At 65.6% G+C, this 15,697-nt stretch carries 14 protein-coding genes; 8 read left to right on the top strand and 6 right to left on the bottom strand.

The window, feature by feature from the left end; all coding sequences use genetic code 11:
• Positions 1-41: 41 nt before the first annotated feature.
• The gene (locus tag K9B33_RS08985; protein WP_224548202.1) at positions 42-197 is read left to right on the top strand and encodes a hypothetical protein; all 156 of its coding nucleotides are present in this window, start codon (positions 42-44) and stop codon (positions 195-197) included.
• A gap of 99 nt (positions 198-296) precedes the next feature.
• Here the strand turns inward: K9B33_RS08985 and K9B33_RS08980 are convergent, their stop codons facing one another.
• Both K9B33_RS08980 and K9B33_RS08975 read right to left on the bottom strand, forming a co-directional pair.
• On the bottom strand, positions 297-1,208 hold the full coding sequence (locus K9B33_RS08980) for a DMT family transporter (RefSeq protein ID WP_224548201.1): 912 nt from the start codon (positions 1,206-1,208) through the stop codon (positions 297-299).
• Positions 1,201-2,232: a threonine aldolase family protein gene (locus K9B33_RS08975; protein WP_224548199.1), complete on the bottom strand. Its 1,032-nt coding sequence runs from the start codon at positions 2,230-2,232 to the stop codon at positions 1,201-1,203. The genes K9B33_RS08980 and K9B33_RS08975 overlap by 8 nt, the downstream gene beginning before the upstream one ends.
• Positions 2,233-2,391: 159 nt before the next feature.
• Between K9B33_RS08975 and K9B33_RS08970 the strand changes: the two genes are divergently transcribed.
• The 3 genes from K9B33_RS08970 (at position 2,392) to K9B33_RS08960 (ending at position 5,388) form a co-directional block, all read left to right on the top strand.
• The gene (locus K9B33_RS08970) at positions 2,392-3,483 is read left to right on the top strand and encodes a branched-chain amino acid aminotransferase (protein ID WP_224548196.1); all 1,092 of its coding nucleotides are present in this window, start codon (positions 2,392-2,394) and stop codon (positions 3,481-3,483) included.
• A gap of 152 nt (positions 3,484-3,635) precedes the next feature.
• Positions 3,636-4,844 carry a UbiH/UbiF/VisC/COQ6 family ubiquinone biosynthesis hydroxylase gene (locus K9B33_RS08965; protein ID WP_224548194.1) on the top strand — a complete coding sequence of 403 codons (1,209 nt, stop codon included), beginning with the start codon at positions 3,636-3,638 and terminating at the stop codon, positions 4,842-4,844.
• An 85-nt stretch (positions 4,845-4,929) separates the two neighbouring features.
• Positions 4,930-5,388 carry a hypothetical protein gene (locus K9B33_RS08960; protein ID WP_224548193.1) on the top strand — a complete coding sequence of 153 codons (459 nt, stop codon included), beginning with the start codon at positions 4,930-4,932 and terminating at the stop codon, positions 5,386-5,388.
• A gap of 34 nt (positions 5,389-5,422) precedes the next feature.
• On the opposite strand, the gene K9B33_RS08955 is transcribed toward K9B33_RS08960, so the two are convergent.
• The gene (locus K9B33_RS08955; RefSeq protein ID WP_224548192.1) at positions 5,423-5,935 is read right to left on the bottom strand and encodes a cytochrome b; all 513 of its coding nucleotides are present in this window, start codon (positions 5,933-5,935) and stop codon (positions 5,423-5,425) included.
• Between the two features lie 97 nt (positions 5,936-6,032).
• Complete coding sequence (acs, locus tag K9B33_RS08950; protein ID WP_224548190.1) at positions 6,033-7,976, bottom strand: acetate--CoA ligase; 1,944 nt, start codon at positions 7,974-7,976, stop codon at positions 6,033-6,035.
• A gap of 184 nt (positions 7,977-8,160) precedes the next feature.
• Here acs and K9B33_RS08945 point away from each other — a divergent pair, with 184 nt between their 5' ends.
• On the top strand, positions 8,161-8,832 hold the full coding sequence (locus K9B33_RS08945) for a glutathione S-transferase family protein (protein ID WP_224548189.1): 672 nt from the start codon (positions 8,161-8,163) through the stop codon (positions 8,830-8,832).
• Between the two features lie 6 nt (positions 8,833-8,838).
• Here K9B33_RS08945 and K9B33_RS08940 read toward each other — a convergent pair whose 3' ends face one another.
• Together K9B33_RS08940 and K9B33_RS08935 are read right to left on the bottom strand one after the other, a co-directional pair.
• Positions 8,839-9,996, bottom strand: a complete 1,158-nt coding sequence (locus K9B33_RS08940) for a GGDEF domain-containing protein (RefSeq protein WP_224548188.1) — start codon at positions 9,994-9,996, stop codon at positions 8,839-8,841.
• Between the two features lie 58 nt (positions 9,997-10,054).
• Complete coding sequence (locus K9B33_RS08935; RefSeq protein ID WP_224548187.1) at positions 10,055-10,933, bottom strand: LysR substrate-binding domain-containing protein; 879 nt, start codon at positions 10,931-10,933, stop codon at positions 10,055-10,057.
• Positions 10,934-11,268: 335 nt separating this feature from the next.
• Between K9B33_RS08935 and K9B33_RS08930 the strand changes: the two genes are divergently transcribed.
• The 3 genes from K9B33_RS08930 (at position 11,269) to K9B33_RS08920 (ending at position 15,556) form a co-directional block, all read left to right on the top strand.
• The gene (locus tag K9B33_RS08930; protein ID WP_224548186.1) at positions 11,269-13,563 is read left to right on the top strand and encodes a CDC48 family AAA ATPase; all 2,295 of its coding nucleotides are present in this window, start codon (positions 11,269-11,271) and stop codon (positions 13,561-13,563) included.
• Positions 13,564-13,701: 138 nt separating this feature from the next.
• A complete protein-coding gene (locus tag K9B33_RS08925) occupies positions 13,702-14,346 on the top strand; it encodes a class I SAM-dependent methyltransferase (RefSeq protein ID WP_224548185.1) in 645 nt (214 codons plus the stop codon).
• 109 nt (positions 14,347-14,455) lie between these two features.
• Complete coding sequence (locus K9B33_RS08920; RefSeq protein ID WP_224548184.1) at positions 14,456-15,556, top strand: helix-turn-helix transcriptional regulator; 1,101 nt, start codon at positions 14,456-14,458, stop codon at positions 15,554-15,556.
• The last annotated feature ends 141 nt before the right edge of the window (positions 15,557-15,697 follow it).

The raw sequence follows: 15,697 nt of genomic DNA, 5'->3' as shown, positions 1-15,697 counted from the left end.
ATCACGCGAAGACGGGATCGTCATTCAGCGAGGACGATCCCATGACCCGTATCGACAAGGCCTTTTCCGCGCTCAGCGACCGGATGCAGCATCTGTCCGCGCCCGGCCGCCCCGCGACTTCGCCCGAATCGGTCGCCAGCCTGCTCGCCAAGGTCGATGCCGCCAAGCGGCGCTACCAGCCGGGGGCGATGCGCTAGCGCGCGCTGCGTTTAATCGAACGCGGGCCGGACGCTCTGGTTTTTTGTTTTCGCATCGTTTTTAGCGGAAAACCGGTTCCTGCTTTTCCGCACGATGCGCTAAGCCGCCTTCGAGCGCAGCGCGATGCCCATCCCCGCGATCGCCAGCAGCGCGCCGACGATCGCCAGCGCGCTCCAGCGATAGCCCTCCGCCACGGTGGAGATCAGCATCGCGATCACCGGGATCAGCACGCTGGTATAGGCGGCGCGGCCCGCGCCCATGCGCTGGATCAGGGTGAAGTAGAGCGGGAAGGTCACGACCGACCCGGCGATCCCCAGCCAGCCTATGCCCAGCACATAGCCCCACCGCATGTCGAACTGCGGCGGGCCGACGGTGGCCCAGGCGAAGAGCGCGTCCACCCCGGCGCCGATCAGCATCGCCCAGGCCAGCACCGCCACCATCGGCAGCCGCCGGGCGATGTCCATGCCCTGCATGACATTGGCGGCCGAGGCGCTCATCAGGCCGGCGAGCGAGAAGGCCGCGCCCAGCAGCACCATGTCGGGCCGAGCTATATCGTTTTGCATTGGGGCGGCATGATATTCGTGCAGCAGCATGAGTATGATGCCCGTCACCGCGACCAGCGACCCGCCGATGAAGGCGCGGCTTACCGACACCCGGAAGATCAGCCAGGCGAGGATCGAATTGGGGATCAGCAGCATCGCATAGACGACCGCGACCACGCCGGAGGTCAGATAATGTTCCGCCCGATAGACGAAGTTGAAGTTCAGGACGAACTGCGCCACGCCCAGCAGCGCAGCGTAGAGCAGGCCCGCCCCGCCGATATTGAGCGACACGCCGCGCAGTCGGGCGAAGGCGGCCATGGCGATGCCGGCGAGCAGGAAACGGTAGCAGACCGACCAACTGGCCGGGACCGAGCCGATCTGGTCGCGGATCACGATCCAGGTCGAACTCCAGATCAGCGTGACGAGGATGAAAGGCAGGATGACGCCGTTCGATCTGCTCTCAGCCATCGGTGAGCGCCTTGAGCGCCTGCGCCAGCGGCGCGACGCTGGCCGCGTCCTGCGCCCAGTTGGTGACCAGCCGCGCCGCGCCCTCGCCCCAGTCGTAGAAATCGAAGCCCTGCGCGCGCAACAGGGCGGCCTCGTCGGCGGACAGGCGGATGAACAGTTCGTTCGCCTGCACCGGGTGGAGCAGGCGGCCGGCGGCGCCACCGGCAAGCGCCCGCGCCGCCGCATTGGCCGCGCGGGCATTGGCCAGCCACAGGTCGCCCTCGACCATCGCCAAAATCTGGGCGGCGAGATAGCGGCCCTTGGAGAAGAGATGCCCCGACCGCTTGCGCCAGCGCTTCGCTTCGGCCGCGCGCGCTGCGGCCTGTTCGCCGAAGAAGAGCAACGCCTCGCCGATCATGCCGCCATTTTTGACGCAGCCGAAGCTGAGCGCATCCACCCCCGCGCGCCAGGTGACGTCGGCGGGCGCGCAGCCCAGATGCGCGACCGCATTGGCGAAGCGCGCGCCATCCATGTGAAAGCCCAGGCCATGCGCCCTGGCCAGTTCGCCCAGCGCCGCGACTTCGTCCGGGCTGTAGACCAGACCATATTCGGTGGCGTTGGTGATGCTGATCGCGCGGGCCGGCACCTGATGCACGTCGGGACGGATCGCCTTCAGCCGGTCGGCGACGATGTCCGGCGTCAGCTTCGCGCCTTCGCCGGGGAGCGGCATCAGCGTCGCGCCATGGGTGAAGAAGCCCGGCGCGCCGCATTCATCGACGACGATATGCGCTTCCTCATGGCAGATCACGCCGCCATAGGGCGGACAGAGGCACGCCAGCGCGATGCTGTTCGCCGCCGTGCCGGTCGCGATCCACAGCGCATGGACCGGGGTGCTGACCGGGGTGTCGAACAGGGCGCTGAACGCCCCGTCCAGCCGTGCGCTCCAGGCGTCGCCATCATAGCCATGGTCGGCCTGGTCGGCCGCGGCGATGGCCGCCATCACGGCGGGGCTGATGGGGGTGGCGTTGTCCGAGAAAAAATGCATGGCGCAAGCGATACAAGGACGTCGCGCGGGCGGGAAGGGGCCAGCGGGGGACAATCGGCCTTTTTCCAATTGTAGAATTAGTCAGTAAGCATGACCCATTGTTTCGCAGGCTGCTCTGTGACATAGGCGGCCGATCCGAGCCAGAAAAGGAGACTCACCATGGCCGTCGAGCAGAAGTCGCGTTTCACCGTTACCCCCAGCACCAAGGCTGTGGCGGCTGACGCGCGCGCGGTGCTGCTGGAAGATCCGGGCTTCGGCCGGCTCTTCACCGACCATATGGTGACGATTCGCTATACGGAGGGGCAGGGCTGGCACAGCCATGCCGTTGGCCCGCGCGAACCCTTCCAGCTCGATCCCGCCTGCGCCGTGCTGCATTATGCGCAGGAAATCTTCGAGGGGATGAAGGCCTATCGGCTGGAAGATGGCAGCATCGCCATGTTCCGCCCGGAAGAGAATGCCCGCCGCTTCGCCGCATCGGCCGAACGGCTGGCGATGCCGGCGATCCCGGAAGACTTGTTCCTGGAAGCGGTCGAGCAATTGGTGAAGATCGACGCCGACTGGATTCCGACCGGCGAAGGCAGCCTCTATCTGCGCCCCTTCCTGTTCGCGAGTGAGACGTTCCTGGGCGTCCGCCCTTCCAACGAATATATTTTCTGCGTCATCGCTTCGCCCGCCGGCGCCTATTTCAAGGGCGGCAAGAAGGCCGTGACCCTGTGGGTGTCGGAACATTATACCCGCGCGGCGCGCGGCGGCACCGGCGCGGCCAAATGCGGCGGCAATTATGCCGCGAGCCTCGTCGCGCAGAAGGAAGCGATCGGCCATGGCTGCGACCAGGTCGTCTTCCTCGATGCTGCGGAGAATAAGTGGGTCGAGGAGCTGGGCGGCATGAACGTCTTCTTCGTGATGGACGACGGGTCGATCGTCACCCCGCCGCTGGGGGGCACGATCCTGCCCGGCATCACCCGCAATTCGATCATCGACCTGGCCCGCGCCAAGGGTCATGCCGTGCGCGAGGAGCCCTATAGCTTCGCCCAGTGGCGCGCCGACGCCGCCAGCGGCACGCTGCGCGAAGCCTTCGCCTGCGGCACGGCGGCGGTCGTCACCGCGATCGGCACGGTCAAGAGCACGGACGGGGACTTCACCATCGGCAATGGCGATGGCGGGCTGGTGACGGAGACGCTGCGCGCCGAACTGACCGGCATTCAGCGCGGCGTGGTCGCCGACCCGGCCGGTTGGGTCCGGACGGTTTAACTTAAGCGGCAAACCCAGTTCCGTTCGCCCTGAGCTTGTCGAAGGGGCTTTCCTTTTTGACGGAAGGAAAGCCCCTTCGACAGGCTCGGCCCGAACGGAATTAAGGATTGCTCTACTTCCCAATCCCCTCCCAAACGCCTAGACACAGCCCCATGGAACGCTTCGACGTCGTGATTTTGGGGGGTGGGCTTGTCGGCCTCACTCTGGGCATCGCTCTTTCCGGCCATGGCGTGAAGACCGCCGTGATCGACCCCGCCGATCCGGTCGGCGTGACCGCCGCCGGGTTCGACGGCCGCGTGTCGGCGATCAGTTCGACCAGCTATGCGATGATGACCGCCATCGGCGTGGGCAGGCATCTGGAAGGCAAGGGCTGCCCGATCGACCGTATCTGGGTCAGCGACGGGCTGGCGCCGGGCGCGCTGGATTTCGCGCCGGACGCCGACGACGGCGTGATGGGCACGATGGTCCCCAATCGCGACCTGCGCGTGGCGCTGGCGCAGACGGCGGACGAAGCCGTCAACCTCACCCGTTTCCAGCCCGACCGCGCGATCCATGTCGATCGCAACGCCGATGGCGTGACGTTGACGCTGGCGAGCGGCGCCACCATCCAGGGGGCGCTGCTGGTCGCGGCGGAGGGGCGCAACAGCCCCACGCGCGAGGCGGCGGGGATCAACACCACCCGCTGGCAATATAAGCACACCGCCATGGTCACGGCGATCGACCATGAGGTGCCGCACGCCAATACGGCCTATGAGATTTTCTATGTCGGCGGCCCCTTCGCACTGTTGCCGATGCTGCCGGGCACCCGCTCCGCCGTGGTATGGACGGTGCCGACCGAGCAGGCGCCGGCGATGATGAAATTGTCCGAACGCGCCTGGCTGGCCGAAGCGCAGAAGCGGATCGGCGGTTTTCTGGGTGAGATTGCACTGGCGGGGCCGCGCTCCTCCTATCCGCTCGGCTTCCATCATGCGGCCCGGATCACCGACACCCGGCTGGCGCTGGTGGGCGACAGCGCCCATGCGATCCATCCGATCGCGGGGCAGGGCGTGAACCTTGGCTTCCGCGACGTCGCCGCGCTGGTCGAGGTGCTGGTGGAGGGCATGCGCCTGGGCCTCGATCCGGGCGATGCGCAATTGCTGGCGCGCTACCAGCGCTGGCGTGGCCTCGATTCGATGATGACCAGCGTGGCGATGGACGGGCTGGTGCGGCTGTTCGACGTGCCGGGCAAATTGCCGTCGCTGGTGCGGCGTGCCGGTCTGGCGGCGGTGCAGCGCAGCGGCGCGCTCAAGGGACGCTTCATGGCGGAAGCGCGCGGGCAGTCGGGTGCGCTGCCGCGGTTGCTGACCGGTGAATTGATCTGAAGTATATGCCCCGCATCCGACGCGCAATTCATTAGTATTTCTTGTCGCTTCTGTTAGCTTTCCTCTTGGGTCGAGAGGGGGTGTTATGAAGAAACATTTTCTATTGGTTTCGGGATTGCTGGCTGTGGCGACGTTGACCGGTACGGCGTGGGCGGCGGACAAGGCGACCGGCTGGAAGAATTGGGCCGACCATGCCGAACGGGTATCCGCCGCAGCCGATACCGGCGATCTGGGCGCAGTGGCGCAGGCCTGTCAGGGCACGACCTCGACGATCATCTCGCAGGGGTTCCAGTTTCCCTATTGGGCGCAAATGCTTCCGCAATTCTGTAGTGTTTACAAGACCGAGAGTCGCAAGCGCATCGTAACGATGAAGGGGTGGCGGGCGGAGTGCAAATTGCTCGGCAGCCGGATGAACAGCCTGTCCAAGGCCGAGCCGGTCGCGGAAGAGCCGCGCGCGGAGCCGCTGGCCAAGCATATGGCGGCGACATTGCAGGCGCTCGACGTGCGGGAGTGCACCCACAAGCCCGAACGCGAGAGAGGATGAGGGCCGGCCGGGGCGACCATGGTCGCCCCGCCGCTCACAGCATCCGTCGCAGCACATCGTCCTTGAGCATGAAATGATGGCGCAAGGCGGCGCCGACATGCAGCAGGATCAGCGCGACCCACAGCCAGGGCAGCAGTTCATGCGCCCCGCGTGACAGACCGACGATGGCGTCTTCCTTGCCCACGCCGAATTTCGGCACGTCGAACAGGAAGAACCAGTTGAGCGGCCGCGTACCCGCCGATGACATGATCCAGCCCGACAGCGGCAGGATCAGCATCAGCGCGTAGAAAAGGACATGCGTCGCATGGGCCGCGCCCTTTTGCCACGCCGGCATCGCAGCGGGCAGTGGCGGGGCGGGGTGGATCAGCCGCCAGACGATCCGCAGCAGCGTCAGCGCCAGCACGGTCAGGCCGATCGACTTGTGGACCGGCATCACCGCCCACTCCTTGGGCAGGGCGTCATGAGCGAAGCCGAAAAAGAGGTTGAGGAGGATCAGGATGGCGATCGCCCAGTGCAGGGTGCGGGCGACGGATGTGTAGCGGGCCATAGGCGGCTCCTTCTTACGGATGTCTGCCGGACGCCAGGACCATCCTACCCGACGGCCCTGGCATCATTGCGGAACGAATCGCGGGCGACCCGACGCCCTATCCCTGACGATTGGCGACCAGATTTTCCACCACCGACGGGTCGGCCAGCGTGCTGGTATCGCCCAATGCCTGCGCGGACACCTTGCCCTCGGCGATCTTGCGCAGGATGCGGCGCATGATCTTGCCCGACCGCGTCTTGGGCAGGCCCGGTGCGAACTGGATGACGTCGGGCGTGGCGATCGGGCCGATTTCGGTGCGCACCCATTTCACCAGCGTCCTGCGCAGCTCGTCGGTCGCATCCTCGCCGCTGTTGAGCGTCACATAGGCGTAGATGCCCTGGCCCTTGATGTCGTGGGGAAAGCCGACGACCGCGGCTTCCGCGACGCTTTCATGCAGCACCAGCGCGCTTTCGACCTCCGCCGTGCCCATGCGGTGGCCCGACACGTTGATGACGTCGTCCACGCGCCCGGTGATCCAGTAATAGCCGTCGCCGTCGCGCCGGGCGCCATCGCCGGTGGTATATTTGCCGGGGAAGGTGGTGAAATAGGTCTGGAAGAAGCGGTCATGATCGCCCCAGACGGTGCGCATCTGGCCCGGCCAGCTTTGCGCGATGACGAGATTGCCCTCGGCCGCGCCGTCCAGCACATGGCCCTCCGCATCCACGATCTGCGGCACCACGCCGGGCATGGGGAAGGTGGCGGAGCCGGGCTTGAGATCGGTGGCGCCCGGCGTCGGGGCGATCATGGCGCCGCCCGTCTCGGTCTGCCACCAGGTGTCGATGATCGGGCAGCGGCCTTCGCCCACGACTTCATGATACCAGCGCCAGGCTTCCGGGTTGATCGGTTCGCCCACCGTGCCGAGCAGGCGCAGCGAGGCACGGCTGGTGGAATGGACGAAGCCGTCGCCTTCCTTCATCAGCGCGCGCAGCGCCGTGGGGGCGGTGAAGATGGTCTGCACCTGATGCCGGTCCACCACTTCCCAGATGCGGCTGGGGGTCGGCCAGTTGGGGACGCCTTCGTACATCAGCGTGGTCGCGCCGTTCGCCAGCGGGCCATAGACGATATAGCTGTGGCCCGTGACCCAGCCGATATCGGCGGCGCACCAGTAGATGTCGCCGGGGCGATAATCGAAGCAGAGTTCGTGCGTGAGGGCCGCCCAGAGCAGATAGCCCCCGGTCGTGTGCAGCACGCCCTTGGGCTTGCCGGTGGAGCCGGAGGTGTAGAGGATGAACAGCGGGTCTTCGGCGTTCATCGGTTCGGGCGGGCAGTCGGGCGATGTCTTGGCGGCTTCCTCATGCAGCCACAGGTCGCGGCCGTCCTGCATCGTCACCGCCCCGCCGGTCGCCTTGACGACGATGACCTTCTTCACGCTGGGGCAATGGACGAGCGCGGCGTCGACATTGACCTTGAGCGGCACCGCCTTGCCGCCGCGGCGGCCTTCGTCGGCGGTGATGACGATATTCGAATCGCAATCCTGGATGCGACCGGCCAGCGCGTCGGGCGAGAAACCGCCGAACACGACGCTGTGGACCGCGCCGATGCGGGCGCAGGCGAGCAGGGCGAAGGCGGCCTCCGGGATCATCGGCATATAGATGGTGATGCGGTCGCCCTTCTTCGCGCCGGCGGCCTTGAGCACATTGGCGAGGCGGCACACCTCTTCGTGCAGCTGGGCATAGCTGTAGCGGCGCGGCTGCGCGTCGGGCGAATCGGGTTCCCACAGGATGGCGGTCTGGTCCGCCCGCTGCGCCAGATGGCGGTCGATGCAATTGGCGCTGACGTTCAGCACGCCGTCGGCGAACCATGTGACGCCGAAATCGGCTTCGGCGAAACTGCTTTCGTTGGTCAGGGTCGGCGCCGCGATCCAGTCCAGCCGCTGCGCCCGTTCCAGCCAATAGGCGTGGCTGTCCTCGATCGAACGCGCATAGTCGGCGTCGCGCGCCGCCCGGTCCATCAGCGCGTCCTTGGCCCATGCCTCCGGCACCGGGAAGAAATCGTCAGACATCGGGCATCCTTTCCATCACGAAACCATTATTGGCGTTCCTTCTATCGCGCCGCCGCCGGGATCGAAAGGCCGGACCATGCCGTATCGCGCCATCCCTTCGGACAATAGCGCTGTTGCACGAAGCTATGGTCGCAGCATTTTGTCGCTTTCCCCGCGGCGCGCCCGCGCCTAACAGGGGTCGCTTATGTGGTTGCTTTATCAATTCCCGCTCTGCCCCTTTTCCCGCAAGGTCCGGCTTCTCCTGGGCGAGAAGGGGATTGGCTATGACCTGGTGCGGGAATCGCCCTGGGCGATGCGCGACGAGTTTCTCGACCTGAACCCGGCCGGCACGACGCCGGTGATGGCGGATGCGGACAAGGGCGTGACGCTGATCGACAGCCAGGCGATCTGCGAATATTTCGAGGAGACGGTGGAGAAATTCCCCCTTATCTCCGGCACCGCCGCGGGACGGGCGGAGGTGCGACGGCTGACCGCCTTTTTCGACCAGAATTTCTATGGCGACGTGGTCGGGCCTTTGCTGCACGAACGGATGAAGAAGCGGCTGATCGAACGCGCGCCGCCCGACGCGCGCATCCTGCGCGAGGCGATGAAGCGCGCCAATGTCCATATGGACTATATGGACTATCTGCTCGACCATCGTAGCTGGATGGCGGGCGGGACGCTCAGCCTGGCCGATATTGCGGCGGCGGCGCATCTGTCGGTGGCGGACTATCTGGGCGGAATCGACTGGGCGGGGCACGAGCCGGTCAGGCGCTGGTATGCGGGCTTCAAGTCGCGCCCGTCCTTCCGCCCGCTCCTGTCCGAGCGGATGGAGGTCATCACCCCGCCGGCCCATTATGAGAAGCCGGATTTCTAAGCGCCTCTAGTCCGTTTCGGCCGCGAGATAGACCCGGTTGCGGCCATGTTCCTTGGCCAGATAGAGGGCGCGGTCTGCGGCCTTGAGCGCAGCGCGGGGATCGTCGTAGATCAGGACATTGGCGACGCCGGCGGAAAAGCTCACCCGGTCCATCCGCTCGCCATTGGTGCGGTTGACGAGGCTGCGGTTGGCCAGGTCTTCGCGCACGCTGTCCACCGCCTCGCAGGCTTCGGCGGCGGTCTTGCCGCGGAACAGCATCACGAACTCCTCGCCCCCGTGCCGCGCGACATGGCAACGGTCGTTGGACGCCTTGGCCAGCAGGCCGGCGACGAACTTCAACACCCGGTCGCCCGTGTCATGGCCATGAGTGTCGTTGATAAGCTTGAAATGGTCTATGTCGCAAAAGGCGACCGACAGCGCTTCGCCATTGTCGAGCGCCTGCTGCATCTCTTCGCCCAGCACGCCTTCGAAGGCGCGGCGGTTGGGCAGGCCGGTCAGGTGGTCATGCTCGGCGGCGCGGCGGGCATTTTCCAGACTGGACTTGAGCGCCTGGGTCTGGCGCTGATTGTCACGGAGCTGACTTTCGACCTGGCGTGTCTTTTCGACCATCGACCGGGTCAGGCCGACCAGGCGGGCCAGCACCGGCTCATTGTCGCGGCCTTCGCCCAGATCCTTGGCCTGTTCCTGCAGCGCGGCGCCATAATCCTTCGCCGAATTGCGCGATTCATGCATCAGGCCGGTGAACTGGATGAGATTTTCCTCCACCTTGTCCAGCATCGTCGCCAGCGATTCGGGCGTCACTTCATCGGCGCGCTGTTCGGCGGCGATCGATTCGATCCAGCCATTGGTGATCTTGCCGCGTTCCATCATCACGGCCTTGATCGCCTTTTCGACGCCGATATTGGCGCCGGTCAGATAATCCAGCGCGACGCTGAAATTGATCGGGGTCAGATCGAGATCATGGGCGAAGAGAAAGTCGCCGATATCGCCATAAAGTTGCCGGCGGCGATTGATTTCCCGGTTGGACGCCGTGCCACTGCGCGGCCGATGTTCCTCTTCGACGACATCCTCCTCGGATTTGCCAGAAAATCCCCTGGCCCAGCGTGCCAGACGGTCGGTCAGCCCATGCTGCGGGCTCGCGGAAGATGGTTGTGCCCCGTTCATGCGCTTCATAACGGACGGCGCGGAACAAGGTTAAGGCGTCGGCAGCAAAAGAATCGGATCAGATGTCGGCGCTGACCAGCCAGTCGCGAAAAATGCGCACGGCGCGGGTCTGCAAAGCGCGCGGGCGGCAGACGAAAAAGTAGCGATAGGGGCTTTCGACATGGATCGGGAACAGCCGCACCAGTCGCGGATCGCCCGACTGTTCATAATGGCTGGCATGCATCACCGCGACGCCCAGCCCCTGGGCCGCGGCCTCCAGCATCAACTGGCCCGAGTCATAATTGTCGATCGCCAGCGGTTGCAGGTCGGGCAGGCCCGCCGCTTCCTTCCAGGCGTCGAACGACATCGCCATGTCGCGGTGGAGCAGGATAGTCTGTTGCGCCAGTTCCGTCGGCGAGGCGAGCGCCTGCGATCCTTCCAGCAATTCGCGCCGGCCGATCAGATAGACTTCTTCATGATCCAGTTCATGCGCGTAGAGTGCGGGGTCGATATCCTTCGACAGCACGATCGCCGCGTCCAGCCCTTCGCCCAGCCGCGCGACCGCATGGGGCGTCGTTTCGATATCGATATGGAGCTGGGGATGCTGCTGACGCAGTTTGCCCAGATGCGGGAACAGACGCTGCGTCGCGAACAGCGGCATCACCGCCAGGCGCAGGCGCAACTGGTTGCCGCCGCTCTGGATATTTTCCAGCGCCTGCGACAGCGAATCAAGCGCGGGCGCGATATCGTCCAGCAGCCTTTGTCCTTCGGCGTTGATCTCCAGCGCCTGGTGCTTGCGGTCGAACAGGGGGCGGCCGATGAAGCGCTCCAGCGCCTGAACGCGACGGCTGAGCGCGGGAGTCGACAGCGCAAGCTCCTCCGCCGCCGCCTTGACGGAGCCCAGGCGAGCAACCTGAACAAAGGCCTCCAGGGCCGTTAGGGGCGGCAATCTGCGCATGTCTCGTCAAATATCTAAGCCGGTGCGCTGCGCCGCGTCATGTCTTATTGTCGGGCGCATCGCGAGCCGGGGTTCAAGCATCCTCTCCGCACTGAGCAGGAAAATGCGGAAAATGGCAAGATGCATTTTTTGCAACTCCCATATTCTTTTCGCACTTGCAATATTTCGTCCCGCATTGCACATAGGAGGTGCCTTTCAGGCATCCTCTCCTAAAACTTTCAGGGCTGGCCTTCGGGCCGGCCCTTTTTTTCGTCGGTCGATCCGGCGGCTTGCCCCTTTTCGCGGGTCATTGCGTTTCCTATCTCGTTACGGAACGAGAAAGACGGGGATGGCTTGTGGCGGATGAGGACGATACGGGACGCCGGATTCAGGTCGCCAATGCGCGGCCGGAGGATGCCGGGCGCGGTTTGGCGCGGTTGCCGCTGGCGGTGATGGCGGAGCTGCAACTGGCCGAAGGCGACGTCATCGAGATTGTGGGCAAGCGATCGACGTCGGCGCGCGTCGTGCGGCCCTATAAGGAGGATGAGGGGCTGGACGTGCTGCGCCTCGACGGTTTGCAGCGCGCCAATGCCGGGGTCGGCTCCGGCGACTTCGTCCAGATCGACAAGGCGGAGCCGCGGCCCGCGCAAAGGGTCGTGTTCGCGCCTGCACAAAATAACCTGCGCTTGCAGGGCAATCCCGATGCCCTCAAGCGTGTCTTCTACCAGCGGCCTCTGACCGCGGGCGACGTAGTGGCGACCGCAGGGCAGCAGCAGGTGCCGCCGGGCGACATGCCGCCGCAGCTCCGCCAGATGCTGGCCGCGCCGGCCTATGCGCTCCAGGAAATCCGTCTCGTCGTCGTGTCCACGGTGCCCAAGGGCATCGTCCATATCGACGCCGATACCGAGGTCGAGCTGCGCGCCGAATATGAGGAGCCGCGCGAATCGCGCCGTGCCGACGTCACCTATGACGATGTCGGCGGCATGGCCGACGCGATCGACCAGTTGCGCGAGATGGTGGAACTGCCGCTGCGCTATCCCGAACTGTTCACGCGCCTCGGCGTCGATCCGCCCAAGGGGGTGTTGCTGCATGGCCCGCCGGGCACCGGCAAGACCCGCTTGGCGCGCGCGGTCGCCAATGAATCGGACGCGGAATTCTTTCTGATCAACGGGCCGGAGATCATGGGATCGGCCTATGGCGAGTCCGAAAAGCAGCTACGCGAGATTTTCGAGGCGGCGGCCAAATCCTCGCCCTCGATCCTGTTCATCGACGAGATCGATTCGATCGCGCCGAAACGGGGCCAGGTGACTGGCGAGACGGAAAAGCGACTGGTCGCCCAGTTGCTCACCCTGATGGACGGGCTGGAGCCGCGCACCAATCTGGTGGTGATCGCCGCGACCAACCGGCCCGAAGCGATCGACGAGGCGCTGCGCCGCCCCGGCCGGTTCGACCGCGAGATCATCGTCGGCGTGCCTGACGAGCGCGGGCGGCGCGAGATATTGGGCATCCATACGCGCGGTATGCCGCTGGGCGACAAGGTCGACCTGGCCGAACTGGCGCGCATGACCTATGGCTTCGTCGGCGCCGACCTCGCCGCGCTGACCCGCGAGGCGGCGATCGAGACGGTGCGCCGCTTCATGCCGCGCCTCAATCTGGAGGACGGGACGATCCCGCCCGACGTGCTGGAGGAATTGTCCGTCACGCGGGAGGATTTCCTGTCGGCGATCAAGCGGGTGCAGCCGTCGGCTATGCGCGAGGTGATGGTGCAGGCGCCCAATATCGGCTGGTCCGACATTGGCGGGCTGGACGACGCGCAGATGCGGCTGAAGGAAGGCGTGGAGCTGCCGCTTAAAGACCCCGACGCCTTTCGACGCATCGGCATCCGCCCGGCCAAGGGCTTCCTGCTCTACGGCCCGCCCGGCACCGGCAAGACCTTGCTGGCCAAGGCGGTCGCGCGGGAGGCGCAGGCCAATTTCATCGCGACCAAGTCCAGCGACCTGCTGTCCAAATGGTATGGCGAGAGCGAACAGCAGATCGCCCGTCTGTTCGCCCGTGCGCGGCAGGTGGCGCCCACGGTCATCTTCATCGATGAACTGGACAGTCTGGTGCCCGCGCGTGGCGGGGGGCTGGGTGAACCAGCGGTGACGGAGCGGGTGGTGAACACCATATTGGCCGAGATGGATGGGCTGGAGGAGTTGCAGTCGGTAGTGGTCATCGGCGCGACCAACCGGCCGACCCTGATCGATCCGGCGCTGCTGCGGCCTGGGCGGTTCGACGAGCTGATCTATGTGCCGGTGCCCGACGAGGCGGGGCGTCGCCGCATATTGGGCATTCATACCGCCAAGATGCCGCTGGCGGACGATGTCGATCTCGACCGGCTGGCGGGTCGGACGGAGCGCTTCACCGGCGCCGACCTGGAGGATCTGGTGCGGCGCGCGGGCCTGTTCGCGCTGCGCCAGTCGCTGTCGGTAGACAAGGTGACGCAGGCCCATTTCGAGGATGCGCTGGACGATACGCGCGCGTCCGTCACCCCCGAAATGGAGCGGGAATATGAGCAGATCCAGTCGCAGTTGAAGCAGCGGGCGATGCAGGTCGATCCGATCGGCTTCGTCGCGCCGGGCATGGTCCGGTCGCGCGACCGGACGGACTGAACGGGTCGGGCCGATGCGGGACGGCGGATTGAACCCATCCGCCGTCCGCCGCGTTCATGACGATAGTGTTGCAAAGCCGCTTGCCAGCAAGGGCGGGATTTGCAAGGCGGGAAGCATGATCCATATAGGCGGGTGTTGATGGCCTCCATTCCATTGAAGAAGAACAAGAATAAGGCCGGTGCGGGCAAGGCCGGATCATTTTTCAGCCAATGGGGCATGTTCTTCCGCCAGTTCGTCAAGCATCCCGGCATGATCGGTTCGGTCATTCCCTCCTCCGCGACGCTGGTGGACCGGATGCTGGACCAGGTCGATTGGCAGGGGACGCGGCTGTTCGTGGAATATGGCCCCGGCGTCGGCACCTTCACCCGCTCGATCCTGGACCGGCTGCCGGCGGACGCGACGCTGCTGGCGATCGACCTCAATCTCGATTTCGTCGCCTATCTGGAGGCGGAAATAGACGATCCGCGGTTGCGCGTGGTCCATGGATCGGCCGCCGATGTGCGACGCTTCATCAAGGAAGCGGGGCATTATCAGGCCGATTATGTCCTGTCGGGCATTCCCTTCTCGACCCTGCCCGAAGGCGTGGGCGAGGCGATCTGCGCGGAAACGCGCAGCGCGCTGCGGCCGGGCGGGGCATTCCTGATCTACCAATATTCGCGCTATGTGCTGCGCCTGCTCAACCCGCTGTTCGGCGATGTCAGCGATGCGCTGGAATGGCGCAACATCCCGCCCTGCCGGATGATTCGCGCGGTCCGGCAGGAGGCTTTGGCCCAGGCTGCCTGAATTGTCCTGATCTGGATCAGCTTTTTGGCGGGAATCAGCGGCTTGGCGAGCTGTCGATTTGACTTCCCCGGCGCTTTGGCTAACCCGAAGCGGGGCATGGGGGAACACTATGGCGACGCGCGCCGAAGGTAGCGATCCGTGGGCGGAGCTGTTCCTGTCCGCGGCGCTGGAACCGGATAAATGGCCGGATGCGATCAAGGCGATGGCCGTCGCGACCGGATCGGGGCATGGGCAGTTGATCGGCTTTGGTCCGGGGGCGTCCAGCTTCAACTGGATCAGCGACATCGACACCAGCATCATCCCCATCGGGGCGGCCATCGACCAGTCCGCGCCCGACCTCAATTTCCGGGTCGCGGCGGACCGGCTGCCCGATCGCCCGGCGATCGTCCACGAAGCCCATTATGACATGGCGCGCCAGTCGCTGCGATCGCAAGATTATCTCGACATGTGTTCGGATTTCGACATTTTCGACGGTTGCCAGGCCCGATTGGTGGCAAGCAACGACCACATGGTTGGGCTGGCGCTGCTGCGCAACCGCAGGGATGGACGGACGAGCCAGGATCAGCGGGATCTGTTCGGCCATATTGCGGGCCATGCGCAGGCCGCTGTCCGTTTGCAGCAGGCGATCGAGCAGCAAGGTTTCGCCCTGTTGTCCGGCACGTTCGAGTCGATGGACCGGGCCTGCTGGCTGCTCGACGCGACCGGGCGGGTCGGCGGCATGACGCCGCGCGCCGAAGCCCTGCTCTCGTCCAGCCGGATCCGGGTCAGCGACGGCTGGCTGGCCAGCGAACGCGCGGACGAAACCCGCGCCATCGGGCGGGCGATGCGCGCCGTGATCGACCCGCCGGGCCGACCCGCCGATCCGGTCGCGCTGGCGGACGACGCCGGCGGCGTCGCGATCATGCTGGAATTTCATCCGCTTCCCGCGCGGCCCTGGGCGCTGCCCTTCGCCCCGCGCGCCATCGTCATCGCCCGGGTCGGTGCGCCGACCGAGCGTCATATCCAGGCGCTGACGCGCACCTTCCGCCTGACCCCGGCCGAGGCCGATATCGCCATTCGCCTGTCGGCGGGCCAATCGCGCAAGGATATCGCGTCGGCGCGCGGCGTGTCGGTGGAAACGCTCAAGGTGCAGTTGCGCAGCATCTACGACAAGACCGGCTGCAACCGGGAATCGCAACTGGTGCGCATCGTCGGCCTGATCAGCCACTGATCCGCTGCGGAATTTTCTTGTCCCTACCCCCGTTGGGGTATGTGGCGACGGCGACCACGGCGTAGACAGGCCATCAGGCGGGTTCGTCCTGCTGGCTGGCGGCCGGATCATATTGCGACCCATGATCCGGTCGTCGGCACT

The organism is Sphingobium sp. 3R8 (genome assembly GCF_020166615.1).
Classification (GTDB): Bacteria; Pseudomonadota; Alphaproteobacteria; order Sphingomonadales; family Sphingomonadaceae; genus Sphingobium; species Sphingobium bisphenolicum.
Note: the sequence above shows the minus strand (reverse complement) of the source record. Positions and strands in the feature narration are given on the sequence as shown.

Excerpts from the sequence above, each read along its gene's own strand:
- K9B33_RS08985 (WP_224548202.1), top strand. The coding sequence starts at position 42 with ATGACCCGTATCGACAAGGCCTTTTCCGCGCTCAGCGACCGGATGCAG.
- K9B33_RS08980 (WP_224548201.1), bottom strand. The coding sequence starts at position 1,208 with ATGGCTGAGAGCAGATCGAACGGCGTCATCCTGCCTTTCATCCTCGTC.
- K9B33_RS08975 (WP_224548199.1), bottom strand. The coding sequence starts at position 2,232 with ATGCATTTTTTCTCGGACAACGCCACCCCCATCAGCCCCGCCGTGATG.
- K9B33_RS08970 (WP_224548196.1), top strand. The coding sequence starts at position 2,392 with ATGGCCGTCGAGCAGAAGTCGCGTTTCACCGTTACCCCCAGCACCAAG.
- K9B33_RS08965 (WP_224548194.1), top strand. The coding sequence starts at position 3,636 with ATGGAACGCTTCGACGTCGTGATTTTGGGGGGTGGGCTTGTCGGCCTC.
- K9B33_RS08960 (WP_224548193.1), top strand. The coding sequence starts at position 4,930 with ATGAAGAAACATTTTCTATTGGTTTCGGGATTGCTGGCTGTGGCGACG.
- K9B33_RS08955 (WP_224548192.1), bottom strand. The coding sequence starts at position 5,935 with ATGGCCCGCTACACATCCGTCGCCCGCACCCTGCACTGGGCGATCGCC.
- acs (WP_224548190.1), bottom strand. The coding sequence starts at position 7,976 with ATGTCTGACGATTTCTTCCCGGTGCCGGAGGCATGGGCCAAGGACGCG.
- K9B33_RS08945 (WP_224548189.1), top strand. The coding sequence starts at position 8,161 with ATGTGGTTGCTTTATCAATTCCCGCTCTGCCCCTTTTCCCGCAAGGTC.
- K9B33_RS08940 (WP_224548188.1), bottom strand. The coding sequence starts at position 9,996 with ATGAACGGGGCACAACCATCTTCCGCGAGCCCGCAGCATGGGCTGACC.
- K9B33_RS08935 (WP_224548187.1), bottom strand. The coding sequence starts at position 10,933 with ATGCGCAGATTGCCGCCCCTAACGGCCCTGGAGGCCTTTGTTCAGGTT.
- K9B33_RS08925 (WP_224548185.1), top strand. The coding sequence starts at position 13,702 with ATGGCCTCCATTCCATTGAAGAAGAACAAGAATAAGGCCGGTGCGGGC.
- K9B33_RS08920 (WP_224548184.1), top strand. The coding sequence starts at position 14,456 with ATGGCGACGCGCGCCGAAGGTAGCGATCCGTGGGCGGAGCTGTTCCTG.